The organism is Acidisoma sp. S159, from assembly GCF_009766125.1.
Classification (GTDB): domain Bacteria; phylum Pseudomonadota; class Alphaproteobacteria; order Acetobacterales; family Acetobacteraceae; genus Acidisoma.
Genome location: NZ_LMUG01000048.1, coordinates 78,228 through 102,704 on the forward strand (window position 1 = coordinate 78,228; position 24,477 = coordinate 102,704).

The following is a 24,477-nucleotide window of genomic DNA, read 5'->3' on the forward strand; positions in this document are numbered from 1 at the left end:
TCTGGTCGGAAACCCTGCTCGCTCGCTCCACAACGTCACGCTCGGCAAGCAGGATTTCTCTGGCCTGAACCCGGCTCATTCCACCACGTCATGTCCGGCGAATGCCGGGCATCCACGCCTTTGCTTGCGTGACAAAGGCAAGGCGTAGATGCCCGGGGTGCCCCGCACGCCTTCGCGTGCCATGACGATATCCTTTGGTTGCGATCCAGGCCAAAACATCACCTACTAATCGCCCATCCGCACCCGCAGGCGCAGGCTGATCAGGAAGGCGCCCAGCGCGATCGCTGTCGCCAGGGTGAAGCACCAGATGCCCGCATGCGTTACGACCGCCGGCGTATCGGAGACCGCGAGGCCCGCGCTATTCGCCGCGACCCCGCCCAGCGCCGCGCCGACCGCGAGTCCGGCTGACATCATGGTGGGCACCATTCCGGAGGCACGGTCGCGATCCGCCGGCGCGACACCGACCATGATCGCCTGGCTGACGAAGCCCCAACTCACGCCATAGGCCAGACCGACGAGTGCCTGACCCGCCAGGAACAGCAGCAGCCCGTGCTGCCATAGGGAAACACCGCAAATCGCCAGCCCCGCCGTCATAATCAGCGGCCCGAGCCACAGACAGGCGCGCGCCCAGCGAGCCGAGAGCCAGCTCACCGCCACACCGACCACGCTCCAGGTGAAGCCCATGGTGGCGCCAAGCGTGCTCGCCGGTAGTGGCGAGAAGCCCCAGACCCGCTCGAACAGGAGAATGACATAGACGCCCGGGCCGGTATGGGCGCTCGGCATCAGCAGCACGATCCAGAAGGCAAGGCCCAGCACGCTGCCGAACGAGAACGCGCCGCGTGGCAACAGGTGGTTCGCGGCGCGATGATCCCACAGCACCATCGCCAGCAGCACGAGCAGTCCGGCGCCAACCCCGGCGAATCGCAGAGCCGGTGGTGCGATGGCGGCCGCCGAGATCAGCAGGATGCCAAGCCCGACGCCTGCCAGGCGCACGAAGGGCAGCGGCATGGCGCTGGCCCGTCCGCCACCTCCGCCGCTTGGGATCGCGATGCGGACCATCGCCATGAACAACAGGATGAACGGCACGGAAACGAGGAAGGCGCCGCGCCAGGAAATGACCTCCGTGAGAAACCCGCCCACCACCGGCCCGACGATCGAGCCCAGTGCCCAGATCACCGCCTCCACCCCAAAGATCGCCGGGATCAGCGCCGCCGGGAAAAACTCGGGAATGAGGATGTAGCAGAGCCCCGAAATCGCCCCTTCGCCGACCCCCTGCAGCAGTCGGCCGCCCAGCAACACCCACATGGCCGGGGCCAGCCCACAGGCGAGGCTGCCGAGGAGATAGACCACGCTCGCATATTGGAAGGCCGCTTGGGTGCCCCAACGTTGCTTCAGGGTCGCCGCGAGCGTGCCCGCCAGAATCGCTGCGACGAGATAGAAGGTGAAGCCCCAGCTCATCAGCGACAGGTCGCCGAGTTCGACCACCGCCGAGGGCAGGCAGGCCGAGACCAGGAAGGCGCTGAAGGCATAGAGCGCCGAGCCAAGGCTGAACGTGGCGAGATACATGGCGTGGCGGCGGCCAAACAAAACGCGCCATCCGCCCCCACCGGCGCCTGTGACCGAACCCTCCATCATCGTCTGGTGCCCGTGCGTTAGCCCAGGCGGCGGCGGGGTGGCCGGCCCGGCCACTCGACAGCGTGGTGTTCCAGTGGTCCCGCGTGACGCTCGTTGATGATCCGCCCCGAGGCCGAGATGCCGGCATCGATCACGCTTTGCGGGTCGCCCGTCCGTAGCGGATGCCACGTCGGCAGGTCACGCCCTTCCGCGAGGCGGCGATAGGCGCAGGAGGGCGGCAACCAATCGACTTCTCGCACGACGGCGGGTGTCAGTTGCACGCAGTCCGGCACTTTCTTGAAGCGGTTGGCGTAGTCGGTGCAGCGGCAGCTCTCGGTATCGAGCAACCGGCAGCCGACATTGGTGAAGGTGAGGGCGTCGGTATCCTCGTCGCGCAACTTGTGCAGGCAGCAACGGCCGCAGCCGTCGCAGAGCGATTCCCACTCCGCCTGCGTCATCTCTTCAAGAGTCTTGGTTTTCCAGAACGGGCCGGGCATCGGCGTGGTGTAGCAGATCCCGCGTTAATCTGTGGAGAGCGCGGCATCCCATGTCATCTGCCGAAACGCCGCGGCAGGCGCGACAGCCGCCAGCAATTGCCGCGCGCGAGGTTCGCTGTCGAGCGGTCCGTCGATCGCGCCAAAGCTCGCGGCCCGGATCTTGGTGGGGTCTCCTCCGGCCGCGACCAGATTAACAAGCGCCGATTGCAGCGCGCCGAAACTTGGATTGTAGGCGACATTCTCGATGGCCACGCCGGGAACCAACACACCATCCGCCAAGCGTAACAGGGCCGCCGAACCGCCTCGGCTATAGGGCGCATGGGCACGTGAGGCGAGGCCGCGCAGCACCTCCGCCTCCTCGCTCAGAGCGAGGTCGAGCAGCGCCGGAGCGACCGGCTCGGCGCCCGTCTCTCCAAGATCCGCCGGACTGAAGAAATGCGGCAGTAGCTCGGCGAGGCTGCTTGCCCCGTCACCCTCGGGATCGAGAACAACCAGCCGCTCGCGGCCCGCGAATTCCGCCATGAACTGGCGACAATGGCCGCAGGGCCGCGCGCTGGTCGCGACACGCTCCAGGATCTCGCCACGATGGAAGGCGCGCGCGAACAGGAACTGCTCCGCATGCACAGTTTCGGCCATCGTCGTGCCCGAAAACTCCAGGTTGGCGCCGAGCACCAAGGCGCCGGATCGCCGCTCGAGCCCAACCGCCCCCACACGGAAGTTCGAGACCGACGGACGCGCGAGGCTCTGTGCCAAAGGCAGCAGCGCCCGCATGAGCGCATCCATGCTCGCCAGACCGAACCGCGCGACCAAATCCGCCGCGTCCGAGGCCCCCAGCACCGCGCCTTGCCGCAAGCCGGTTCCCAGTAGCCCGGCGGCAGCGTCGAGCAGCGGCTGCGCCATTCGCGGCTAGTCGGCGGATGAGTGGGGATGATGCGCCCAGCTCTGCACCAGCAGGCTGGCCGCGTTATCCGCCGCCTCGCCCCACAGATGGCTCATCACGGCAACCACAGCGGCGACGCGCGGTCCGTTAGCGGGCGCCGAAAGGTTCAGCGTCCGGGTCGCCCAGGTCGTCAGCGAGGCCCCCGACTTGATGGCAAGCTGCGCGATGAAGATCATCATGCCGCTCGCATCCGTGTCGAAGCGCTGCAGATTGATCTCGACCAGCGCATCGGGCGTGCCGGTGATCGAACTACCGGGACCTGTGACGGTCGTATTCGGCAGCCGCTGCGCCAGATCCTGGACCATCGAATCCTGCAGCATGCCGGCAAAATCCTCGGCCCAGAGATCGTTGTCGTGGATGTCGATCTGGTAGTTCCCGCCGCCCTTCACGATGCCGTCGCGGTCGAGATAGCCGGGAATGCTGATGCTCCGCACCACGATCCGCCCGGGACCGCCGGTATGGACCGTGCCCGGAACGATCCCCAGCCGGTAGTAGTTCGGACTGGGGGAGGAACAGCCGCTGAGGCCGGTCAATCCGACAGCGGCAAACCCGGCGGAGGCGCGGAGGAGCTGGCGGCGTGAGACCATGCGCTAGCCCCCCGTGGCCCGGCCGGTTCGGCCGAGGATCAGCGCCTCGGGGTGCCGGTCGAGGAAGTCGGCGAGCAGCTTGATCGATCGCAGCGCACCGTTCGCCTGGTCCATGAGCTGCTCCAGATTGCGTTGGAAGTCGGAATCGCTGCCGTAGCCGCGCCCGACCTGCCCCAAGGTCGAGGTCGCGGCGTGCAAGGTCGTTTGCAGCGACTTGGTGAGCCCCGGCAGTGCCTTCAGCGTCGGCGCCAGGCCGTCATTGGTGTTCTTCACCAGCTGCTGCACGTCTTTCAGCGTTGTGGACAGCGAGGTCAGCGACTGCTTCACCTCCGGCCCGCCGATCGTGTCATTGGCGGTGACGAGAAGCTTGTTGAGGTTGCTGCCTAAGGCATCGAAGGGAATCTTCGACAGCTTGGTCGTCACGTCCGACAGCGAGGACATGATGTTGTCGAGGCCGCCGCCCTCGCTCGGCATGACCAGCGCGCTGCCCTCGCGCGTGATCTTGGCCGGCTTCGCACCGGGCACGACCTCGAGGGAGATCTGTTTCTGCCCTGTGATGAGGCTGCCGGATTCGAGAACCGCGCGCAGCCCGCGATCGACCATCTTCTGCAGCACTACCGGGGCGGTCTCGTTCTTCGGGAATTCATTGGCCGAGAACACCCGTTCCGGCTGCAATTGCATCGCCACGCGAACCTTGGCAGTGCCCTTGTTCGGGTTCAGCAGCAGCTTCACCTCCGTCACTTCGCCCACCTGAATGCCGAAAACATTGACCGGTGAGCCACGGCTCAGGCCGCTGACTGAGGTCTGGAAATAGGCGACGATCGGTATCTGGTTCTGGTATCCGGCGGCTTCGGCCTCTCCTTTCGAAGCGAAGAGCGGGAAGACCGCGCTATTGGGGCTTGGTGCGCTATCCGCCGCTTCTTTTGGCAGATCGAAGGTCACGCCACCGGCGATGATCGCCTGGAGCGACTGGAATTCGATGTGGAATCCGCCCCCCTGGAAGCCCGCCGAGACCCCGGATGAGTTGTAGAAATGGCTCTCGGGCCGCACCAGTCGGTCATAAGGCGCGCGCACGAAGACGTTGATGGTCACCGGCCCCAGCCCGTCGCCGAGGTCATAGGCCAGGACCTCGCCCACCTGGACATCCCGATAGAACACGGGCGAGCCCGAACTGAGCGAACCGATGCTCTCCGCCTTCAGGACGTAAGTATGGCCTGGCTGATCGGACCGCACGCCAGGCGGGTCCTGCAAGCCGGTGAAATGGGCGCGGTAACGTCCTCCGGGCGCTCCCGGATCGACCTCGATGTAGGCGCCGGATACGAGGGTATCGAGGCCCGAGAAATTGCTCGGCGAGAAGTGCGGCCTCACCACCCAGAAGCGCGCGTGGTCAGTCAGGAAGCGCGTACCCACGCCATTCATCCGCACCCGGACCACGACATGGCTGTTGTCCGGGCTGAGATCGATAGTCTCAACGGTGCCCAAAGCCACCGCCTTGTATTTCACCTGTGTCTGGCCCTCGGACAGGCCGAAGGCGTTGTTGAAGGTGATGGTGATCAGCGGCCCCTGCTGCACCAGCGTGCGATAGCCGAGATAGAGCGCGATGCCGGCGGCCACGATCGGAATCAGCCAGACGAAGGAAAAGCGGCGGCGGCGGAGATGCGCGGTCGGCGGCGGCTTTTCGCGCTGCGGCGGACTGCCATCGACGCGTTCGGCGCGGGGCGGTTGGTCACTCATGCCGGCACTCCCGCAGCCGCGTCATCCGCCTCGGTTCCCGTCTGCAGGTATTCGACCCGCGGCGCGTCCCACATCAGGCGGGGATCGAAGGCGATCACCGCGAACATCGTGAGAACCACGACGGAGGCGAAGGCCGGGGCACCGATATCGGTACGGATATTGGCGAATTGCCCGAAGCGGACGAGCGCCACCAGGATCGAGATCATGAACACATCGATCATCGACCAGCGGCCTATGAAGTCGATCACTCGGAAGGCCCGGGTGCGCCCGAGAAGATGGTCGCCGTTGCGCAGTTGTATCTGGACCAGCATGTAGCCAAGCGTCAGCAACTTGAGCAGCGGGATGGTGATACTGGCGACGAAGACCAGGATCGCGAGCGGCCAAAGGCCGTAATCCACCAATTCGACGATGCCGCCCATGATCGTGAAGTTCTGCGTCTTGGCGAGCTGGGTGACATGCAGCACCGGATACATATTGGCGGGGACATAGAGCGCGACCGCCGCCACGAGGTAAGCCCAGCTCCGCACCACGCTATTCGGCTTGCGCGTATGCAGAACGCCATGGCAGCGCCGGCAGCGGTCGCCGTGATCGGCGCGGTTCACCAGATGGCAGGTGTGACAGCCGACGAGATCGCCCGGGGTGGTCGGTCCCTCGAAGGCGTAGTCGGACTCCGCCGGCGGGCGATGATGCCGCTCGTCCGAATGCTGTTCCGCCACATCCAGCGCGCGCCACACCGCTTCCGAATCGAGTGCTGCTTCCGCCGCCGCCATCATTACCATGAGGCCGATGAGGGAATAGAGCGCGGTGTCCAGGTCGACGCTGGCGATGGCGGTGAGGCGCGTATAGGCGACCAGGAAGCCGAGCAGATAGACATCGACCATGGCCCAGGGCCCGACCCGCTCGTGCCAGCGGAAGGCCAGTTTGAGTAGACGCGCCGATACGAAACGGCTTTCGAGGCCAAGCAGCGTGAAGAGCATGAGGCCAAGCTTGATGCCCGGCATGATCACCGTGACGCCGAGCACGAGCAGGCCGAGCAGCGCGAAGCCCTGCAGCCGCAGCTGGTCCGGCCCGGTTTCGATCCGCGCCAGCTGGAAGCGGCCGTAGGCGGAGATTTCGAGGAAGGGTGCGACGATCGTATAGGCGTAGAACATCACCGCCGCGATGCCGCAGGTAATGGGGAAAGGGAAGGGGGTTCGCCGCATCCGCCACAGTGTTTTGCTGCAGCGTGGGCACTCCGCCACGAAGCCGGGCCGCATCCGGGGGAGGGTGGTCAGCAGGCCGCAATCCGGGCATTCGCGCCAGACATCCGGCACGCCCCCACCGGGCTGCAGTTTCAGGGCGTCGTCAGACATAGGGAACATCCAGGGCAAGCGGCCAATTCTTGAGACTGCATGGCCAATGCGTCAATGACCGGAAGGTCAACGCGGCGGACGAAACCGCCGGTCGGTCGATACCTTTCGGTCTAGCACGACCACGCTCTCTAACCGGCTTGACCAGACGAATTGATCAATCGGTGTCGCCTGCAAGAGATTGAATCCCGCGGCTCTTAGCAACCCCACCTCCCGCGAAAGTGCTGCGGGGTTGCAACTCACGTAAATCACTCGCCCGACGGAAGAGCGGGCGACCGCCTCGATTTGATCGGGCGCACCGGCAAAGGGCGGGTCGAGCACGATGGCCCGGGCGCCGGCGAAATCCGCCAAGCCAAGCGGCTGACGCGCAAGATCGCGCCGGTGGACCAGGATATTGCCGTGCAGCCCCGCGTGCCCGGCAGCCTGTTCCAGCGCCAGTGCCGCCGCCGCATCGCCCTCATAGGCATGCACGCGAGACTTGCGGGCGAGGGCGAAGGTCAGCGTGCCGGAGCCCGCGTGCAACTCGACCACCCGGTCCCGCGCGCGGATGTCCTCAGGCAAGCCCGCCACCACCGCCGCCGCGATATCGCTCGCCCCGGTCGCCGTCGCTTGCAGGAAGGCGCCAGGCGGCGGCGCCACCTCGACCCCGCCGAGGATAATCCGGACCGGCCCGAGCTGCGCCGCCATTTCGGTTTCGCCGGTGCCGCGCGCCCAGGCGATGCGGGGTATGCCCTGCGCCGCGCCAAAAGCCGCGAGCAGACGGCGGTCCGCGGGATTGAGATCAGCGTCGGTGCGCAGCAGAAGGTCGGGGCCGCTGTCGAGCAGGTTGATGATGCAGGCGGCTTCGCGATGGATCGCGGCGAGGCGTGGCAGCAGGTCGCCGAGGGGCGCCAGCAGCGCCACGATCGCCGGTTCGGTGACGGGGCAGACCGCGATCGGCACGATGTCGCGCGAGCGGTGGGCATGGAAGCCGAGCTGTTCGCCGGCCGGTCCGCGACGGAAGGCAAGATCCACACGCCGCCGCGTGCCGGGCGCGCTGGCAAGCGTTGCCTCGACCGTGGCATTCGGGAAACCCGCGCGCGTCAGGGCCTGAACGAGCTCGCCGGCCTTCCAGCGCCGGATGGCGTCGATCTGCCAATGCTGCAGCGTGCAGCCGCCGCAGGTGCCAAAATGCGGGCAAGGCGGTGTGACACGCTCGGCGCTCGGATCGAGAACGATCGCCTCACCGCCTAGGCCGCCGCCGCGCGCATAAAGCTTCCGCGCCTCGACGTTTTCGCCGGGCAGGGTGAAAGGGAGATAGAGCGGCCGTCCATCGGGCAGGCGCGCTATGCCATCGCCATCAGCGCCAATCGCCTGGATCCGCGCCGCAATGACCTCCGGCAGCGCCTCGGGCCGCGCGGACGCTATGCCGCGACGTTCCGCCGGGGCGCGCTGCGCCGATTTCCGATGTGCCACCCTGTCAACGGCTCGCAGCAGCCGTCCTCACGAGGCCTCGGGCGCGGCGTTCGCGTGGTCGCTGGTTCCGGCGGCGGCGATCTGGGCAGGCTCCGGCGCCCGGCGACGGGGACGGATCAGCATGAATGCCGGGATCTCGGCGCCGAAGCCCAAAACCGGTCCGGCCTCGCGATCTGCGGCGACCGGAGCGGGGCGGCGATTGTTGTCGCGGCGACCCTGCGGCTCGCGCTGGGTCTCCTCCGGCTTGGCGCGAACTACTTCGGCCGGCACCTGGCCCTGGCCGCGTTTGCGCTCGTTGCGCTGGCGAGGCTGAGCTTCCGGCGCTGCCTGAGCACTCTCCTCGAGCGCCTGAACCTCACGCGCTAGGCGTTCGCGCGGCGGATGCCCGTCGCGGCCCTGTCCGCCACGACGCCGGCCGCCACCGCGACCAGTCTCCTCGACCGCCACGACCTCTTCGGGCAACAGAATCGGTGCATTGGCCTCGATCGCCGCCAGCGGCTCCGGCTGAGGCGCGGCTGGCTTGGCGCCGCCGCGACCACGGCCACGCTCGCCGCGACCCTTTTCGGCCGACTTGCCCTTATCGCCGCCACGGCCCCGGCCACGCCGGCGGTCGCCGCTGCCTTCGGACCATTCGAGCGGTGCGACGCCTTCGATGTCGATACGCGGGATCGGCGCACCGGTCAGCTTCTCGATCGCCTCCACCATTTCGCGCTCGTCGGGCGTCGCCAGGGTGAAGGCGTGGCCGGTCAGGCCCGCGCGCCCTGTGCGCCCGATGCGGTGGACGTAGTCCTCGGCATGATGCGGCACGTCGAAGTTGAAGACATGCGACAGGCCACCGATATCGATGCCGCGCGCCGCGACATCGCTGCAAACCAGCAAGCGGATCTCGTTGGCGCGGAACTTCTCAAGCGTCGTGAAACGGGCCGATTGCACCATGTCGCCATGCAGCGAGCCGACGCTGAAACCGTGCCGTTGCAGTGACTTGTAGAGAATATCGACGTCGCGTTTGCGGTTGCTGAAGATCAGTGCGTTCTGCACGTCCTGCGTCTCAATCAGCTTGCGCAGCGTGCGCCGCTTATCCTCTTCCGCGACAACGGCGAGACCCGCGACGATGGTCGGCGCAACCGAGGCCGAGGCCGAGGTGGTGATTTCCTTCGGGTTCTGCAGGAAGGCATCGGCCAGCCGGCGGATCGGCGGCGCGATGGTAGCGCTGAAGAACAGCGTCTGCCGGTTCTGCGGCAGCATCGACACGATGCGCTCGACATCCGGGATGAACCCCATGTCGAGCATGCGGTCGGCCTCGTCGATCACCAGGATCCGGACGTCGCTGAGCAACAGCCCGCCGCGCTCGAAAAGGTCGATCAGGCGGCCGGGCGTCGCGATAAGAACATCGACGCCGCGCATCAGCGCGTCCTTCTGATCGGACAGGCTCTCGCCGCCGATGAGCAGCGCGTGGTTGAGCTTGAGGTGCTTGCCGTACAGCACGAAGTTCTCGGCGACCTGCAGCGCGAGTTCGCGCGTCGGCTCTAGGATGAGGCTGCGCGGCATGCGTGCGCGGGCGCGGCTGCCGCTGAGGATTTCCATCATCGGCAGTGTGAAGCTTGCGGTCTTGCCGGTGCCGGTTTGAGCGCAGCCCAGCACATCGCGACCTTGGAGGACGATGGGAATCGCCTGCTCCTGAATCGGGGTCGGATGGAGATAGCCCTTCTCCTCGATCGCGCGGAGGAGAAGGTCCGACAGGCCGAGGTCGTGGAAGGTAGTACGTGTCACGGGTGCGGATTCGGGGGGGTTGTCCGCGGTGATAGCCGCGTCCGTGACAGACGCTGCGTGAAGAGACAAAGATATTCCTTGGTTGGCGGCAGTTGACATAGGTGCGGATGCCAGAGCGCGGCCGGCGCGTCTGCACTGAAACAGCAGGTAGGAGGTCCCGCGGCGAACAAGCTCCGCCCTTGCGCTGGCCCGCAGGCGGGATATCGGCGCTATAGGCCCGGTAAGTCAACGTTTTTCAGGGCATAGCCGCTCAGCCATGACTATGGCCGCCACCCTGCACGCGGCGGTAGAGACGTCGGCTGGAGGTCCGGGCGGGAATCGAACCCACATTCGCGGATTTGCAGTCCGCTGCATCACCACTCTGCCACCGGACCGGATGGTGGTCGGCCTGCGCGGCCGGGCGCGATGCATAGTCCGAGAGCGAGCGGCCGGTCAATCGCGTCTACCGCCAGCGCGCCGGCGATAACTTGGCGCGCGCGAAAGCCGCTTGTATGGTCCGCCGCGATGCAGCACCCGGTAGAGATGATGGCCAGCACCAACCTACCCGCGTCCTTCGCCGCGGCGCGCCAGTTCATGGTGGATAGCCAGCTTCGCCCCAACAAGGTTTCGGACCCGCGCCTGCTCGATGCAATGCGGACCATCCCCCGGGAACGCTTTCTACCGCCGCATCTATTGCCACTCGCTTACGCTGATCAGGATGTGCCGCTCGGCGACGGCCGCGTGCTCATGGCGCCGCTGGCCTTCGCACGGCTGGCGCAACTGCTGCTGCCGGTCGCCGGGGAGCGTCTGCTCGTCGTCGCTGGAGGCGCCGGCTATGGTGCCGCGGTACTCGCCGCCTGCGATGCACGGGTTGTCGCGGTCGATGACGACGAGGCGCTCATCGCGGAAGCGCGCAGTGCCCTAACGGCGCTGGGTTTTCCGGTCACCCTGCGGCACGGGCCATTGCGCGAAGGGGCGCCTGGTCTCGACCTGTGGGATGCGATCTTCATCGAAGGTCAGGTCGCCGAGATACCCGATGCGATCGCGCGGCAGCTCAAGCCTGGTGGCAGGCTGGTGACCGTGTTGTCGCGCGGGGGCAATGGCGTGGCGGTGCGGGCGGAACGGCCTCGCGGTCAGGCAGGCGATGCCTTGCTGGCGGGCCTCGCGATCGTTCCGGCCTTCGATTGTGCGACCGCTGTCTTATCGGCCTTCGATTTCACGCCGCATTTTGAGCTTTGATTCGCTTTTCCTCAGGTATGGGATGTGGCGCGATAGCCACGGCGGCGGGTCAATGCGTTAAAGCATTGGCCTTCAGAACTGTTCTTGTGGCAGATGCTTAGCCGAGATCGCGTGTGCGTAAGCTGGGACCGTCTCCTGTCGGATGAGGGTCCTTTTTTCGGCCTGCCGAGGTCTGAAAGCGACCTGAGCGTCTCCGCGTGAGCGATCAGCGTCGACAAAGGTTTCGGTGGCGAAAGATTTGGGATGGATACATGATCTCGCGTACTGCCTTCCTGATTGGCCTCGGCCTGGTTGCGATGGCCTCGCCCGCGATGGCGCAGACATTGAATGAATCTTTGGCTGCGGCCTATGCCAACAACCCGACCCTGCAGGCCGAGCGCGCCAATCTGCGGTCGGTCGACGAGAATGTGCCACAGGCGCTCGCCGGCTGGCGCCCGACCGTCACCGTCGGCGCTTCCGCGGGTTACACCCAGGGCAATCAGACGGTAGGGCTCACGGACCAGTTCGGCCAGAGCAGCAACCAGACCTCGGGCCAGAACCGCGCGCTCGCCAGTGTTCAGGCGCAGATCACCGAAAACGTCTACAACGGCGGGAAGACCCGCGCGCAGACCGCCCAGGCCAAGGACCGGGTGCGGGCCGAGCGCGCCAACCTCATCAACATCGAGCAGCAGGTCTTCACCAGCGCCGTTTCGGCCTATGTCACGGTTATCGAGAATCAGCAGCTCCTCGCCTTGGCGGTGAACAACGCCCAGGTGCTCAAGGAGCAGCTCAAGGCGACCGAGGACCGCTTCAGCGTCGGCGAAATCACCCGCACCGACGTCGCACAGAGCGAATCCGCACTGGCACAGGCCGAGGCCGAGGTGCAGACCGCCCAGGGCAACCTGCAGACTGCCCGCGCGACCTTCCAGAGCGTGGTCGGCTTCATGCCCGGCAAGCTGGTGCCGCCGCAACCGCTTGCGGTGCCGGTTGGCAATCGGAACGAGGCCGCCGCGGCGGCACAGCGGGACAATCCCGCCGTGGTCCAGGCGCAGTTCACCCAGGCAGCGGAATCCGACGCCGTTGATATCGCCTGGAGCGCGTTGCTGCCCACCCTGCAGGTTCAGGGCGAGGCGTTTCAGCAGGACAACCAGCAGGAACGCAATTTCCAATCGACCGGGGCCGAGGTTCTGGCGACGATCTCGATCCCGATCTATCAGGGCGGCGCCGAATATGCCGCGATCCGGCAGGCGGTGCAGAATCGCGAGAACGCCCGGCAACAGGTTGACGTGCAGCGCCGCACCGCGGTGCAAACCGCGACCCAAAACTGGGAAACGCTGGTCGCCACCCGCGCCACGATTTCCAGCACCAGGGCGGAAATCGCCGCCAACCAGATCGCCCTCGACGGCACCGAGCGCGAGGCGATCGTCGGCAGCCGCACCACGCTCGATGTGTTGAACGCGCAGCAGCTCCTACTGCAATCGGAGGTGACGCTGGTGCAGAACCTCGCCGGGCTGGTTACCGCGTCCTACAACCTCGCGGCGGCGATCGGCCGCTTCACCGCACGGGACATCAACCTGCATGTGCCGCTGTATGACGACAACGCCTACTTCAGATCGGTCAAGGATGCCTGGATCGGCACCGGCGACCCCTCGGCTAACACGGTCGGCAACACCAATGGTAGCCCGTCCGACAACCTGGGGAATGACAACCACTGATCTTTGGGCCAATGCTGCCCCTGACAGAGCGGGGGCAAAGACCTGATGAGTGGCGACGATCCTGAGACTTCTCCCAAGGACGAGTCGATGGAGGACATCTTGGCCTCGATCCGCCGGATCATGGTCGATGAAGAGACGCGTCTTAAAAGCAACTCGCCATCGAGCAATTGGCTGAACGTTCCGCGCTCCAAGGCGGACCAGCCAAGCGCTGAGCCCGAACCTCCCCGTCTTGAGATCGAGGGGCCGCCTGAGATTGTGCCGCCCGTGCTGACCCTCGACGATTCCATGGTCGTCGCGGACCAGCCGCCGCATCCGGCAGATGATCCGGTTCCGCCCCCAAGCGAAGCGCACGTAACGCCGCCACATGCCGCGCCCGGATGGGCCGCTTTGTCCTCCGCCGGCCACATTCCCCGCGCCGAAGAGCCATCGGCCGCGCCGGAAGTCGAAGCCGCCCGCGGACCGTCGGAAGCGCCGCTCTTGGGCACACCGTCGCGCAGTGGCGAGGCCGATGCGGCTCCCCCAATGTCGGCCCTCGCGATCGAAGCCCTCGTGGCGCCGGCGGCTGCCGCAGCGGCAGCCGCCTCCGTCGAAGCCCTTTTGCGCCGGCTCGACCAGGAAGGCGGTCCGCTCAACCCGCGCAGTGCGCCGACAATCGAGGACGTCGTCAGAAGCGAGCTGCGTCCGCTGCTGAAGTCATGGCTCGATGAGAATCTTCCGGGGCTGGTGGAACGGCTCGTGCGCGCCGAGATCGAGAAGCTGGTCAGCCGCAGCTTGCGCTGACGCCGCGGCGCGGGCAGGGAATCCGACGAGGGACCGTCGGGCTGCCGCGTGCGACGGCCTCTTCCGGCGCCGCCCGCTCTCCGCTAGGTCAGCCTGATGCTCGAAAAGTCCTTCTCGCCGGCGGAAGCCGAGGCGCGCCTCTACGCTATCTGGGAAAGCAGCGGCGCCTTCGCGGCCGACCCCACCTCGGACGCCGATCCCTTCACCATCATGATCCCGCCGCCCAATGTCACGGGCAGCCTGCATATCGGTCATGCGCTAACCTTCACCGTCCAGGACGCGCTCGTCCGTTTTCGCCGCATGCAACGGCGAGACACTTTGTGGCAGCCCGGTTCCGACCATGCCGGTATCGCGACCCAGATGGTGGTCGAGCGTCTCCTCGCCGCCGAAGGCACTAGCCGCAAGCAACAGGGTCGCGAGGCTTTTCTCGACCGCGTCTGGCAATGGAAGGCCGAATCCGGCGGCACCATCACCCGGCAGCTCCGCCGCCTTGGCGCGTCGCTGGACTGGCCGCGCGAGCGTTTCACCATGGACGAGGGTCTGTCCCGCGCCGTCCGCCGCGTCTTCGTCGAGATGCATGGCCAGGGTCTTATCTACCGCGACCGCCGCCTGGTGAACTGGGACCCCGCCTTCCAATCGGCGATCTCCGACCTCGAAGTGGAAAGCCGGGAGATGGACGGCTCCCTTTGGTACATCCGCTACCCCATCGAGGGGGTGCCGGATCGCTTCATCACCGTCGCCACCACGCGGCCCGAGACCCTGCCGGGCGATGTCGCGGTGGCGGTGAACCCCGAGGATGAGCGGTATCGGGACCTGATCGGCCGCCACGCCATTCTGCCGCTGGTCGGTCGCCGCATTCCGATCATCGCCGACGGCTACTCCGACCCCGAAAAGGGCACCGGCGCGGTCAAGATCACCCCCGCGCATGACTTCAACGATTTCGCGGTGGGCCAGCGCCACGCCTTGCCCATGCCCTCGATCCTCGATCGCCAGGCGGGGTTCGTCATCGACGAGATCGCCGGCGAGATGCGGGCGGTCGAAGGCATCGCCGATCCCGCCTACCTCACGCGCCTCGCCGGCCAGGACCGTTTCGCCGTCCGCGCCGCGATTGTCGCCGAGCTTGAGCGGCTGGATCTGCTGGTCCAGGTCGAGCGTCACCGCAATCAGGTGCCGCATGGCGACCGTTCCGGCGTGCCGATCGAGCCCCTGTTGACCACGCAATGGTTCTGCAACGCCGCCGAACTCGCCAAGCCGGCGATCCGCGCGGTGGAGGAGGGGCGCACCGTCTTCGTGCCGCGCCAATGGGAAAACACCTTCTTCGCCTGGCTGCGCGAGATCGAGCCCTGGTGCATCAGCCGCCAGCTCTGGTGGGGCCATCGCATCCCGGCCTGGTACGGTCCGGACGGCCAGGTCTTCGTCGCCGAGGACGCGGCAGGTGCCGCGGCCCTCGCCCGCACTGCCTACGGGACCGACGAAGTGCTGACCCAGGACGAGGACGTGCTGGACACCTGGTTCAGCTCCGGCCTGTGGCCCTTCTCGACCCTCGGCTGGCCCGACCAGACTCCGGAGCTTGCCCGGTACTATCCGACCGACGTACTCGTCACCGCCTTCGACATCATCTTCTTCTGGGTCGCCCGGATGATGATGATGGGGCTGCATGTGATGGGCGATGTGCCGTTCCGCACGGTCTATATCCATGGCCTGGTGCGGGACGAGCGCGGCCAGAAGATGTCCAAGTCCAAGGGCAATGTCATCGACCCGCTGGCGCTCATCGACCAATTCGGCACGGATGCCCTGCGCTTCACCATCTGCGCGCTGACCGGGCCGGGCCGGGACGTCAAGCTCAGCCCCGCCATCGTCGAGAGCTATCGCAGCTTCGTCACCAAGCTGTGGAACGCCGCGCGCTTCTGCGAGATGAACGGCGTGGCCCCGGTGCCAGGCTTCGATCCGGCGCAGGTGAAATTGCCGCTCAGCCGCTGGCTGCTCGATTCCGCCAATGTAGCGGTGGCCGAGGCGACGGCGGCCTTGGACGCCTACCGCCTCAACGACTACGCCGCCGCCTGCTATCGTTTCACATGGAACACGTACTGCGACTGGTTCCTGGAATTCGCAAAACCCGTCTTCGCCCAGGGCGAGTCCCCGGAAGCGAGTGAGATCCGCGCGGTCGCGGCGCATGTCCTCGGCACCATCCTGCGCTTGCTGCATCCCGCGATGCCCTTCGTGACCGAGGAGCTGTGGGGCGCCTTCGGCTTCGGCGCCGAGGGCACGCTCATCCGGGCACCCTGGCCCAAGCCGGCCGCGGCGACCGAGGCCGAGGCAGCGCGGGCCGAGCTCGACTGGATTGTCGGTCTCATCACCGAGGTTCGCGGCGTGCGGTCCGAGATGCGCGTGCCGCCCTCGATCCTGGCACCGATCCTGCTGCGCGATGCCGATGCCGAAGCCTTGGCGCGCGCGGCGCGCTGGGAGGACACCATCCGCCGCATGGCCCGCGCTTCCGAGGTGCGGCCGCTCGAAGGCGAGGCGCCAGCGGGTTCGGCGCAAGCCGTGCTGGGGCCGATCACCATCGTGCTGCCTCTAGCCGGTCTGATCGACCTCGGCGCCGAGCGCGTGCGGCTGGAGAAGGAGCGCGCGAAGGCCTTGGAGGAGGCGCGCAAGGTGCAAGCCAAGCTCTCCAACGAAAGCTTCGTCTCGCGCGCCAAGCCGGAGGTGGTGGAGGAAAACCGCGAACGCCTTGCCGGTTTCACGGCTGAAGCAGCACGTCTCGAAGCGGCACTCGGCCGCTTGGGCTGAGGCTGAGGTAGAGCTGGATCGCGTTTGCCGGGCGGGCACTGCAGGATTTGTAATCCGGAGGCGTTCCGGTCTCGGCCATGCGGCCTGTGGAGTTTCGATATCGGGACGAACACTCGGGTGCGTGAACGTTTATAAATCGCAAAGCAAAAATCTTGTGATCCGCGAATATCCAGATGCCGCTTTGATAAAAGTTGAGCAGCACGACGTTTCTGGAATGCAAAGGTGCAAACGAGTTAAGACCTTCCTGCGATACGCGCCTCTTCTCAAAGGAGGTTGCCATGTCGCAATCGATCGGGCCTATTATTAATACTGGCCCAATTACGCCGCCTGGTGAGCTGGAGGTCGGAGAGATTCCGTTTCAGCTCTGGCAGCAGCTCCAGAATCCGGCTCAGACCGTGATGCCCCTGACGAGGCGAACGGTCGTTCCTCGTTCGCCGACCTACCGGCGCCTTCCGCTCGGTCCACTGCCTCAGGACCTTCCGGTGGACGAGCCCCGTCGGATCCTGGTGGCCCGCCGCCAGCTTGCCCCCCGACCCCAGGTGACTGAGGCCCAGCCGCCGATCCCGCAACTGTCGCAGCCTCTGCCCCAGGCACCGGCACGGGTATTGCCACAGCCACAGCCACAGCCACAGCCACAGCCACAGCAGGTGCAACCTGTCGCCGCTGCACCCGTGCTGCCGCCTGGCCTCCATGGTCGACCGTTCGCATTGGCAGGAATCCTCCGTCAACTGCCGCAACCTGTTGCAGCGCACCAACTCTACGCAGCATGGCTCGCGCGACCGCCGGAGCTCTATCCAAACACCTATACAAGACCGCAGAACATGCGAAGGGCCTTCGAACTGCTTGTGGCGCGGTATCCCGATTACTTCTACGTCGTAGCGGGTCCTGATCACATTTACGGAGTAGGCCGGCCTCCGACCTAAGACCCCGGCCGTCCCCCGGGCTGGCGCGCAAGGTGCAAGCGAAAGTTTGCCACCGAGAGCTTCGTCTCTCGCGCCAAGCCGGAGGTGGTGCCGCGAGCGCCTTGCCGGTTTCACCGCTAAAACGGCGCGCGCCTCGACGCGCCGCTCGGCCGCTTGGGCAGAGACCAGACAACCGGCGAGAGTATCAACGCGTTAACGTGTTTGGCGATACGCGTCTCTTCTCACGAGGAGAGCGCCATGTCGGGAGCAGACGTATTCAGGTTCGGACCGCCGACGCCCATGGGTCAGTCCGTTTCGGATGACCAGCCCGGCAATCAATCTTCGTTTGAGCTGCTCGCGCCGAGCCCACCGTTCGTCCCAAACGACTGTCCACATCAGCTGGGCGGCACAGTCGTGGCTCCGCCGGCAAACACAAGTTACCTTCCGACGAGTAACCAAGAGCGCACAGGCACACTCGCCTTAATCCAACAGCCCACCGACCCGCAACTTCCGGGGGCCATCGGTCAAGTTCCGTTGTTCGGAACGAGACTTCGCGTCCTACGGCCGCCACCGCCAGCAATACCCGCGGATATTCGGCGCGCGGACTGGATTCCGGGTCTAAACGTCACGCAACACTTTCTGGCCAGCGTTCTCTCCGCTCACTCGAATCCGACGCACCAACTTTCGTCCGTTCAACTTCACAATTTAGCTGGCACACATCGTCGTCAATTTCCTGAAGCTGGAGACGCCTATCGGCGCGAGGATTACATACGGTCAGCCATGATCAGGCTGATCAGAAGTCATCCTGAACATTGTGCGGGGCAGCGGGTCCCACCGGGCGAAGGTTGCTGGTTTTTCTGGGCCATCCCAGGCGCACCGACTTAAGTCTTGCGGGCTTCGCTGTGGTTGTCGGCTACCTACGGAAAATAGCGACTGACCAAGGTTACCAGGCGCGCGCCGCCCTGGTCGTTGATGCCCCATCAGCCCGGCCGTATCCGCACGGCGATGCGGCATTTGAAGGCGGTGCGCCAAAGAGCCGGCTGCCGCTCGACGGCGAATTCAGTTTGATTTCGGTGACGGAATCTCGCTGCGTTTCCATGTCGCAGCGATATCAACCATTAAGACATTCCTGCGATACGCATCTTCTGTCACGAGGAAGAATGTGATGCCGGGAAGTTCGACGCCTGTTGTTTCCAGGTCACCGACGCCGGAGGGCCAGACACAGACGCAACAAGACCAGTTCTCGCCAATTCAGAACCGGTCATCGCACCATCAAGTGCCGCCTCCATTCGTGGCACGGGTTTTCCGTTCAGGAGCTATCTGCCACAACCAGGCTTGCGCTGTGTTGCAACCATCGTTCCGGAATCCATACAGCCGTCTGGTCAAGTGCCGGCGGTTGAGCAGCCTAACGTCGCATCGCCGTCGCCTCGATGGGATCAATACCCAACCTGCCTATTTAACCTTACGGGGCCGCAGGAATTTTTAGCGAAAGTCCTTATGGCGAAATCGAGCGAGGAATACCCTCTGACAACCGACTTGTTGGTTCACTGGCTCAACACATACCGCCCAGAATTCCCGGGCGTGGGAAATGCCTACGCGAATTCCAGAGCGCTGGGGCCAGGCATGCTGAACCTGGCGCAGAAATATCCCGAGCAGTTCATAGCGAAGAGGGGCAAATGCTATTGGCAGTTCCATTATAAACCCCGCGCATGACCAAACCCACACGCGCCGCCGCGGCGGTCGTTGACACTCCCTCGGCCATGGCCGCACTCTGCGTGGATTGTTGACAATCCGCGCGCGAGACGCGGGGCGGGAGGACATTCGATGAAGCTTGGCCTGTTCCAGATGCCGCTGCACCCGGCCGATCGCTCGATGCGCGACACCATCTCGGAGAATTCCGAGAAGATCATCCATGCCGACCGCCTGGGCTTCGACGAGGCCTGGGTGGGGGAGCATTTCTCCGCCGCCACCGAGCCGTTCTGCGCGCCGATGATGCTGATGGCCTCGCTGATCCATCGCACCAAGTCGATCGTCTTCGGAACTGGCGTTGTGGGTCTGCCGAACCACCACCCGGCCATCGTTGCCGCCGAGGCCGCGATGTTCGATCATCTCAGCGGAGGCCGCTTCGTCTTCGGCATCGGGCCGGCGGGTCTTTCCAGCGATCACGAGCTGTTCGGCAATACCGATCCCACGATCCGCAACGAACGGATGATGGAGAGCATCGACCATATCCTGGCGATCTGGGGCCAGGACCCGCCCTACGACCTCAAGGGCAAGCATTGGCATATCAAGATCACCGACTCGATCGTGCCGGAGCTTGGTGTCGGCTACATGGGCAAGCCGTTCCAGAAACCCCATCCGCCCATCGCGATGTCCGCCATGTCGCCCTATTCCGGCAGCGTGAAGGTGGCGGCCGAGCGCGGCTGGAGTCCGATCAGCGCCAATTTCTGTCCCGAATGGATCGTCGGCAGCCACTTCAAGAAATACGCCGAGGGCTGCCGTGCGGCTGGCCGCGAACCTGACGGCCATGATTGGCGCGTTGCCCGCAACCTGCTTGTGGCCGAGAGCGACCAGGAGGCGCTGGACTGGGTCATGGATCCCAAAGGCAGCAACTACTACTACTTCCACTACCTCTGGGAGGTTCTGAAGCGCGCCGACTACACGGCGGTGATGAAGAGCGACCCCAAGATGGCCGACGCCGATGTCACGGTGGAGGGGATGATCGAAAGCATGGTCATCTATGGCTCCGCCAAGACCGTCACCGAAAAGCTCCTCGGCTTCCGGGAGCGGGTCGGCCCTTTCTCGACGCTGCTCATGGCCTCGATGGACGGCAGCAACCAGAACCGCGCGCGCGAATGGGGCACGATGGAGCGCCTGGCGCAGGACGTGCTGCCGGCGATGCGGCGGGAAATCGCCAGCGCGGCGTCGCGCAAGGCGGCGGAATAGCCGGCTCACCCTCTGTCACAGTCGGCGCCGCGCTTTTGCCTTGCTGCGGGCGTTCGGTCCGTCTCCTTCGGCTGAGATATGAGGAGACCTGGATGATCCGTTTTCGAGCCCTTGCCGCCAGCTTGGCATTGGGCGCGCTGCTGGGCGCCGCGACTATCTCCGGCGCCTCGCCGGCCCAGGCGCAGGGCTATCCCTACCCGCCTGTGCCGGGGCTGCGCTTCGAGGGACCGCCGCCTCCGCCACCTGGTCCGCGCTTCGTTTGGGAGCCCGGCCATTGGCAATGGGACGGCTACCGTTACGCCTGGATCGGCGGCCACTACATCCCAGCCGGCCCGCGCTACGCCCACTTCATCCATGGCCATTGGGCCAATTCCTATGGTCGCTGGGTCTGGGTGCCGGGCCACTGGCAATGAACAGTCGTCATTGAGGCGGCGGGACTAAGACACCAGCCCTCCGCATCGCTTGCATTTACCGGATGCGCAAACAATGACTGGCGCATCCGGTTCATTTCGGCTTCAAACTGACCTGATGACGGGACGGTGGGGAGCTATATGCAGTTCGCGAAGGTGGCGGCGCTCGAGGAGGCCTTTCTGAAGCGCGAGATCGACAAGACGGTCTCTCCGCAGGACCACATGTTCAACACCGGCCCCGACTGGTATTTCTCGGTCGGGGTCGATGCGATCCGCGTCATTTTTCGCGCGCTTGCCATGTCGAGCCTCGGCGATGTCAGGCGCATCCTCGACCTTCCCTGCGGCCATGGCCGTGTCGCCCGTCATCTGCGCGCCGCCTTTCCCCGCGCCGCGATCACCTTCGCCGATATCGAGACGGATGGCGTCGACTTCTGCACCCAACAATTCGGCGGCACCGGCATTTATTCTCGGCCCGATCTGGCGACGGTCGAACTCGGTACAGGCTTCGACCTGATCTGGATCGGGTCGCTCTTCACGCATGTGGATCGCTCCCGCGCTGAGGCCTGGTTGTGCCATCTAAGCCGCCTGCTCAGCCCGCGCGGCATCCTGATCGCGACGATCCACGGCAATTGGAGCAAGGAGGTCCAGCGCAGCCACGGCGCGATGATCGGCGAGGTGGAATGGGCCGAGATCCTGGCAGGCTACGAAGCCACCGGCTGGGGCTATGCGCGTTACCCTGGCCCGGACGATTACGGTGTGTCGCTATGCCGCGCATCAACCGTGATCGAGATGGCAAGCCGCGCGCAGGCGACCCGGATCCTCAGCTATAACGAGCGCGGCTGGGCTGGCAATCATGACGTGCTCATGATCGAGAACCGCGACCGCATGGAGAAGTTCTGACCCGGGGAGCGCTGCCGTTGCTGCACTGCGATTGACGCCGGGGAGGGCGTGATCTAATGCCGAGGAAGATTATAAAGTTTTTGTAAGGTATTGAAGATGCGCCGGCTTGTCGCTCTTACCGCACTGCTCGCACTCGGCGCCTGCACCCCTCCGTTGGAGCCCGCCGGCCAAAGCTTCCCGGTCTTCTTCACGCCGAACTCCGCAGCGCTCGACAATGGCGCGGACAGCGCCGTGACCGCCGGAGCGAACTTCGCCAATCGCTATAGCGATAAGTCGGTTGTGGTCGCGGGCTACTCCGCGCCGCCGGGCCATCACTATGTCGAGCCGGCGGATATGGACAACCTCCGCGCCAAGGCCGTGGAGGCAGAACTGGTGGCCGATGGCGTCAATCCGTCGCGGATAACGACTCGTCCGATGGGCGCCGTTCAACCCGCCGTGCCGATGTCCAAGATCGAGGTTCGCCGCGTCGACATCATCGTCGGCTCGCCGACCGCGCCGTAAGCCTCAGGCCGCCAGCACCTCGGCGGTAGCGTCGGCGAGGTCGACCACCACGGGGACATGGTCGGATGGCTGCTCCGCCCCGCGCTCGTCTCGGTCCGGTGCGGCGGCGATGAGCCGCTCCGCGAGGCGCGGGGACAGCAGCGCGAAGTCGATCCGCAAGCCGCGGTCGCGCTCCCAGGCGCCGGCCTGGTAATCCCAGAAACTATAGGCCGGCGCATGCGGATGCAGAGTCCGCACCGCGTCGGTCAGACCGGCATGGATCAGGCGGCGATAGCGCATCCGCGTTTCCAGCCGTAGCAGCGCATCGGTCGGCGGCAAGGTACCGGGTGCGAAGTCGAGCGGCGTCGGACAGACGTTGAAGTCTCCGGCGATGAGAAGATCGCGATCCTCGTCCAGCAGCGCTTCAGCCCGCTCCGCCAGCAGGTCCATCCAGGCGAGCTTGTAGGCATAGCCAGCCTCGCCGCCGGAATTGCCGTTGGGCAGGTAGATTCCGATGACGGTGATGCCGCCGCTTTCCAGCTCGATGTAGCGCGCCTGGGTGTCCTCACCGGACAGGCCCGGTAAAGCGCGATGCGTCACCGTGAAAGGCTGGCGCGCCACGACCGCGACGCCGTTATAGGCCTTCTGCCCGATCGCCTCCGACTGGTAGCCGAGATCCTCGAAGACCGCGCCGGGAAACCCCGCCGACTCGCACTTGATCTCCTGCAGAACCAGAACATCCGGCCGCACCCGCTCCAGCCAGCGTCGGACATGGGTCTGGCGGACGCGGATCGAATTGACGTTCCAAGTGGCGATGCGCATGCGGGAAAACTAAGCCGGCCGCCTCAGTCGATCGAGAAGCTGCTGCCGCAGCCGCAGGCGGAGGTCGCGTTCGGGTTCTTGATCGCGAAATGCGCGCCCATCAGCGCGTCGGTGTAATCGAGCTGCGCGCCGCCCAGCAGCGTCAGGCTGCTCTGATCGACCAGAACCCGGGCGCCGTCGCGCTCGATGACCATATCCTCATCGGTGGGCGGTGCCTCATCCAGATCGAAGCTGTATTGGAATCCGCTGCAACCGCCCGCCAGCACGGCCACGCGGAGCGCCGCCGAGGATTGGGCGCTGAGGATCTGGGCGATCTGCGCGGCCGCCCGATCGGTCACACCGAAACTGCCAGGCACGCCTAAGCTCGCATTTTGCTCGGTCATGCCCACAACATAGCCGCTTGATGCGCGTAATTGAAGGGATTAGCCCTCGTCCATGGATCTCGCCCCCTATGCCGTGCGCGCGGAGACGTCGCGCGGGCGTCTGCATCCCGAGCCGGACGCCGGCATGCGCGGTCCCTTCCAGCGCGACCGCGACCGCATCATCCACGCCACCGCCTTCCGCAAGCTGCAGTATAAGACACAGGTTTTCGTCGATCACGAGGGCCACTTCTACCGCACCCGGCTGACCCACAGCATCGAGGTGGCGCAGATCGGCCGCTCCATCGCCCGCGCCCTGCGGTTGGACGAGGACCTGACCGAGGCGCTCGCGCTGGCGCATGACCTCGGCCACCCGCCCTTCGGCCATGCGGGCGAGACCGGCCTCGACCAGGCGATGGCCGAGTTCGGCGGCTTCAACCACAACGCCCAAAGCCTGCGCGTCGTGACCTTACTCGAAGCGCGCTACGCGGGCTTCGACGGGTTAAACCTGACCTGGGAGACGCTGGAAGGGCTGGTCAAGCATAACGGCCCCATCGCCTCGCCCAGCGGCTATGTCGCCGCCTATGACGAGCGGCATTCGCTCGACCTTACGACCCAGGCCTCGGCCGAGGCTCAGGTCGCGGCGCTGGCGGACGATATCGCTTATCACAGCCATGACCTCGACGATGGGCTGCGCGCCAAGCTCTTCACCATGGAGGAGATCGGCCGCCTGCCGGTGGTGGCGGAATCCCTGGCCGAGGCGCGGGCTCTGGCCCCCGACCTGGCCGCGCCCCGTCTGCGGCACGAGACCATCCGGCGCGTGCTGGACCGGATGATCCGCGATGTGGTGGGCGTCACGCGCCTGCGAATCGCGCGGCTCGATCCCGAGAGTGTGGAGGCTATCCGCCACGCGCGATCCCCGGTGGTCGGCTTCAGCCCGGCGATGGCGGAGGCCAACCGTGAGATCAAGGACTTCCTCTTCGCCCGCATGTATCGCCATTGGCGCGTCAACCGCATGTCCGCGAAGTCGAGCCGCCTCACCGCTGAGCTCGCGACACTCCTGCTCGATGATCCGAGCCTGCTGCCGGATGAATGGGGCGAGCGGGCCGGGCAGGGCCGCACCCGCCGCGCGGCGGAAACCGTGCGGGACTATATCGCGGGCATGACGGATCGCTACGCTCATGACGAATATCGCCGGTTGACCGATCCCAGCGTTCCGGGCTGATACCG

Annotated in this window: 20 protein-coding genes and 1 tRNA gene; 10 read left to right on the forward strand and 11 right to left on the reverse strand. The window is 65.7% G+C overall.

The window, feature by feature from the left end:
• Window positions 1-225 precede the first annotated feature (225 nt).
• From GSQ92_RS15425 to GSQ92_RS15465, 9 genes are all read right to left on the reverse strand, one after another.
• Window positions 226-1,635, reverse strand: a complete 1,410-nt coding sequence (locus GSQ92_RS15425) for an MFS transporter (protein WP_158802694.1) — start codon at window positions 1,633-1,635, stop codon at window positions 226-228.
• A gap of 17 nt (window positions 1,636-1,652) precedes the next feature.
• Window positions 1,653-2,111: a YcgN family cysteine cluster protein gene (locus GSQ92_RS15430; RefSeq protein WP_158802693.1), complete on the reverse strand. Its 459-nt coding sequence runs from the start codon at window positions 2,109-2,111 to the stop codon at window positions 1,653-1,655.
• Window positions 2,112-2,135: 24 nt separating this feature from the next.
• The gene (cdd, locus tag GSQ92_RS15435; protein WP_158802692.1) at window positions 2,136-3,011 is read right to left on the reverse strand and encodes a cytidine deaminase; all 876 of its coding nucleotides are present in this window, start codon (window positions 3,009-3,011) and stop codon (window positions 2,136-2,138) included.
• Window positions 3,012-3,017: 6 nt separating this feature from the next.
• The gene (locus tag GSQ92_RS15440) at window positions 3,018-3,638 is read right to left on the reverse strand and encodes a membrane integrity-associated transporter subunit PqiC (RefSeq protein WP_158802691.1); all 621 of its coding nucleotides are present in this window, start codon (window positions 3,636-3,638) and stop codon (window positions 3,018-3,020) included.
• A gap of 3 nt (window positions 3,639-3,641) precedes the next feature.
• Window positions 3,642-5,372, reverse strand: a complete 1,731-nt coding sequence (locus tag GSQ92_RS15445) for an intermembrane transport protein PqiB (RefSeq protein WP_159013662.1) — start codon at window positions 5,370-5,372, stop codon at window positions 3,642-3,644.
• Complete coding sequence (locus GSQ92_RS15450; protein ID WP_158802689.1) at window positions 5,369-6,724, reverse strand: paraquat-inducible protein A; 1,356 nt, start codon at window positions 6,722-6,724, stop codon at window positions 5,369-5,371. Before GSQ92_RS15450 ends, GSQ92_RS15445 begins: the two co-directional genes overlap by 4 nt.
• A 66-nt stretch (window positions 6,725-6,790) precedes the next feature.
• On the reverse strand, window positions 6,791-8,176 hold the full coding sequence (locus tag GSQ92_RS15455) for a class I SAM-dependent RNA methyltransferase (RefSeq protein WP_254065589.1): 1,386 nt from the start codon (window positions 8,174-8,176) through the stop codon (window positions 6,791-6,793).
• 27 nt (window positions 8,177-8,203) lie between these two features.
• Entirely contained in the window at window positions 8,204-10,045 is a 1,842-nt protein-coding gene (locus tag GSQ92_RS30975) for a DEAD/DEAH box helicase (protein WP_158802688.1), read from the reverse strand.
• A 201-nt stretch (window positions 10,046-10,246) separates the two neighbouring features.
• A tRNA-Cys gene (locus GSQ92_RS15465) sits at window positions 10,247-10,320 on the reverse strand.
• Between the two features lie 130 nt (window positions 10,321-10,450).
• Here GSQ92_RS15465 and GSQ92_RS15470 point away from each other — a divergent pair.
• The 9 genes from GSQ92_RS15470 to GSQ92_RS15510 all read left to right on the forward strand — a co-directional run bounded on the left by GSQ92_RS15470 (window position 10,451) and on the right by GSQ92_RS15510 (window position 22,087).
• Complete coding sequence (locus GSQ92_RS15470; RefSeq protein ID WP_254065587.1) at window positions 10,451-11,164, forward strand: protein-L-isoaspartate O-methyltransferase; 714 nt, start codon at window positions 10,451-10,453, stop codon at window positions 11,162-11,164.
• A gap of 251 nt (window positions 11,165-11,415) precedes the next feature.
• Window positions 11,416-12,858 (forward strand): TolC family outer membrane protein, encoded by a 1,443-nt coding sequence (locus GSQ92_RS15475; RefSeq protein ID WP_158802687.1) that lies wholly within the window; start codon window positions 11,416-11,418, stop codon window positions 12,856-12,858.
• Between the two features lie 87 nt (window positions 12,859-12,945).
• Window positions 12,946-13,638, forward strand: a complete 693-nt coding sequence (locus GSQ92_RS15480) for a DUF2497 domain-containing protein (RefSeq protein WP_158802686.1) — start codon at window positions 12,946-12,948, stop codon at window positions 13,636-13,638.
• Window positions 13,639-13,734: 96 nt separating this feature from the next.
• Window positions 13,735-16,428 (forward strand): valine--tRNA ligase, encoded by a 2,694-nt coding sequence (locus GSQ92_RS15485; protein ID WP_159013663.1) that lies wholly within the window; start codon window positions 13,735-13,737, stop codon window positions 16,426-16,428.
• Between the two features lie 1,747 nt (window positions 16,429-18,175).
• Window positions 18,176-18,496 (forward strand): hypothetical protein, encoded by a 321-nt coding sequence (locus tag GSQ92_RS15490; RefSeq protein ID WP_158802684.1) that lies wholly within the window; start codon window positions 18,176-18,178, stop codon window positions 18,494-18,496.
• A gap of 658 nt (window positions 18,497-19,154) precedes the next feature.
• On the forward strand, window positions 19,155-20,276 hold the full coding sequence (locus tag GSQ92_RS15495) for an LLM class flavin-dependent oxidoreductase (RefSeq protein ID WP_158802683.1): 1,122 nt from the start codon (window positions 19,155-19,157) through the stop codon (window positions 20,274-20,276).
• A gap of 92 nt (window positions 20,277-20,368) precedes the next feature.
• Window positions 20,369-20,689 (forward strand): YXWGXW repeat-containing protein, encoded by a 321-nt coding sequence (locus GSQ92_RS15500; RefSeq protein WP_158802682.1) that lies wholly within the window; start codon window positions 20,369-20,371, stop codon window positions 20,687-20,689.
• Between the two features lie 138 nt (window positions 20,690-20,827).
• Entirely contained in the window at window positions 20,828-21,586 is a 759-nt protein-coding gene (locus GSQ92_RS15505) for a trans-aconitate 2-methyltransferase (RefSeq protein WP_158802681.1), read from the forward strand.
• A 96-nt stretch (window positions 21,587-21,682) separates the two neighbouring features.
• On the forward strand, window positions 21,683-22,087 hold the full coding sequence (locus tag GSQ92_RS15510) for an OmpA family protein (protein ID WP_158802680.1): 405 nt from the start codon (window positions 21,683-21,685) through the stop codon (window positions 22,085-22,087).
• Window positions 22,088-22,090: 3 nt separating this feature from the next.
• On the opposite strand, the gene xth is transcribed toward GSQ92_RS15510, so the two are convergent.
• Window positions 22,091-22,888 carry an exodeoxyribonuclease III gene (gene xth, locus GSQ92_RS15515; RefSeq protein ID WP_158802679.1) on the reverse strand — a complete coding sequence of 266 codons (798 nt, stop codon included), beginning with the start codon at window positions 22,886-22,888 and terminating at the stop codon, window positions 22,091-22,093.
• Between the two features lie 23 nt (window positions 22,889-22,911).
• Entirely contained in the window at window positions 22,912-23,271 is a 360-nt protein-coding gene (locus GSQ92_RS15520) for an iron-sulfur cluster assembly accessory protein (protein WP_158802678.1), read from the reverse strand.
• A gap of 52 nt (window positions 23,272-23,323) precedes the next feature.
• On the opposite strand from GSQ92_RS15520, the gene GSQ92_RS15525 reads away from it, so the two are divergent.
• Window positions 23,324-24,472: a deoxyguanosinetriphosphate triphosphohydrolase gene (locus GSQ92_RS15525; protein ID WP_158802677.1), complete on the forward strand. Its 1,149-nt coding sequence runs from the start codon at window positions 23,324-23,326 to the stop codon at window positions 24,470-24,472.
• The last annotated feature ends 5 nt before the right edge of the window (window positions 24,473-24,477 follow it).

What these genes read in the sequence shown, in the direction of transcription:
- GSQ92_RS15425 (WP_158802694.1), bottom strand. Translation starts at nt 1,635, where the DNA reads ATGATGGAGGGTTCGGTCACAGGCGCCGGTGGGGGCGGATGGCGCGTT.
- GSQ92_RS15430 (WP_158802693.1), bottom strand. Translation starts at nt 2,111, where the DNA reads ATGCCCGGCCCGTTCTGGAAAACCAAGACTCTTGAAGAGATGACGCAG.
- cdd (WP_158802692.1), bottom strand. Translation starts at nt 3,011, where the DNA reads ATGGCGCAGCCGCTGCTCGACGCTGCCGCCGGGCTACTGGGAACCGGC.
- GSQ92_RS15440 (WP_158802691.1), bottom strand. Translation starts at nt 3,638, where the DNA reads ATGGTCTCACGCCGCCAGCTCCTCCGCGCCTCCGCCGGGTTTGCCGCT.
- GSQ92_RS15445 (WP_159013662.1), bottom strand. Translation starts at nt 5,372, where the DNA reads ATGAGTGACCAACCGCCCCGCGCCGAACGCGTCGATGGCAGTCCGCCG.
- GSQ92_RS15450 (WP_158802689.1), bottom strand. Translation starts at nt 6,724, where the DNA reads ATGTCTGACGACGCCCTGAAACTGCAGCCCGGTGGGGGCGTGCCGGAT.
- GSQ92_RS30975 (WP_158802688.1), bottom strand. Translation starts at nt 10,045, where the DNA reads ATGTCAACTGCCGCCAACCAAGGAATATCTTTGTCTCTTCACGCAGCG.
- GSQ92_RS15470 (WP_254065587.1), top strand. Translation starts at nt 10,451, where the DNA reads ATGCAGCACCCGGTAGAGATGATGGCCAGCACCAACCTACCCGCGTCC.
- GSQ92_RS15475 (WP_158802687.1), top strand. Translation starts at nt 11,416, where the DNA reads ATGATCTCGCGTACTGCCTTCCTGATTGGCCTCGGCCTGGTTGCGATG.
- GSQ92_RS15480 (WP_158802686.1), top strand. Translation starts at nt 12,946, where the DNA reads ATGGAGGACATCTTGGCCTCGATCCGCCGGATCATGGTCGATGAAGAG.
- GSQ92_RS15485 (WP_159013663.1), top strand. Translation starts at nt 13,735, where the DNA reads ATGCTCGAAAAGTCCTTCTCGCCGGCGGAAGCCGAGGCGCGCCTCTAC.
- GSQ92_RS15495 (WP_158802683.1), top strand. Translation starts at nt 19,155, where the DNA reads ATGAAGCTTGGCCTGTTCCAGATGCCGCTGCACCCGGCCGATCGCTCG.
- GSQ92_RS15500 (WP_158802682.1), top strand. Translation starts at nt 20,369, where the DNA reads ATGATCCGTTTTCGAGCCCTTGCCGCCAGCTTGGCATTGGGCGCGCTG.
- GSQ92_RS15505 (WP_158802681.1), top strand. Translation starts at nt 20,828, where the DNA reads ATGCAGTTCGCGAAGGTGGCGGCGCTCGAGGAGGCCTTTCTGAAGCGC.
- GSQ92_RS15510 (WP_158802680.1), top strand. Translation starts at nt 21,683, where the DNA reads ATGCGCCGGCTTGTCGCTCTTACCGCACTGCTCGCACTCGGCGCCTGC.
- xth (WP_158802679.1), bottom strand. Translation starts at nt 22,888, where the DNA reads ATGCGCATCGCCACTTGGAACGTCAATTCGATCCGCGTCCGCCAGACC.
- GSQ92_RS15520 (WP_158802678.1), bottom strand. Translation starts at nt 23,271, where the DNA reads ATGACCGAGCAAAATGCGAGCTTAGGCGTGCCTGGCAGTTTCGGTGTG.
- GSQ92_RS15525 (WP_158802677.1), top strand. Translation starts at nt 23,324, where the DNA reads ATGGATCTCGCCCCCTATGCCGTGCGCGCGGAGACGTCGCGCGGGCGT.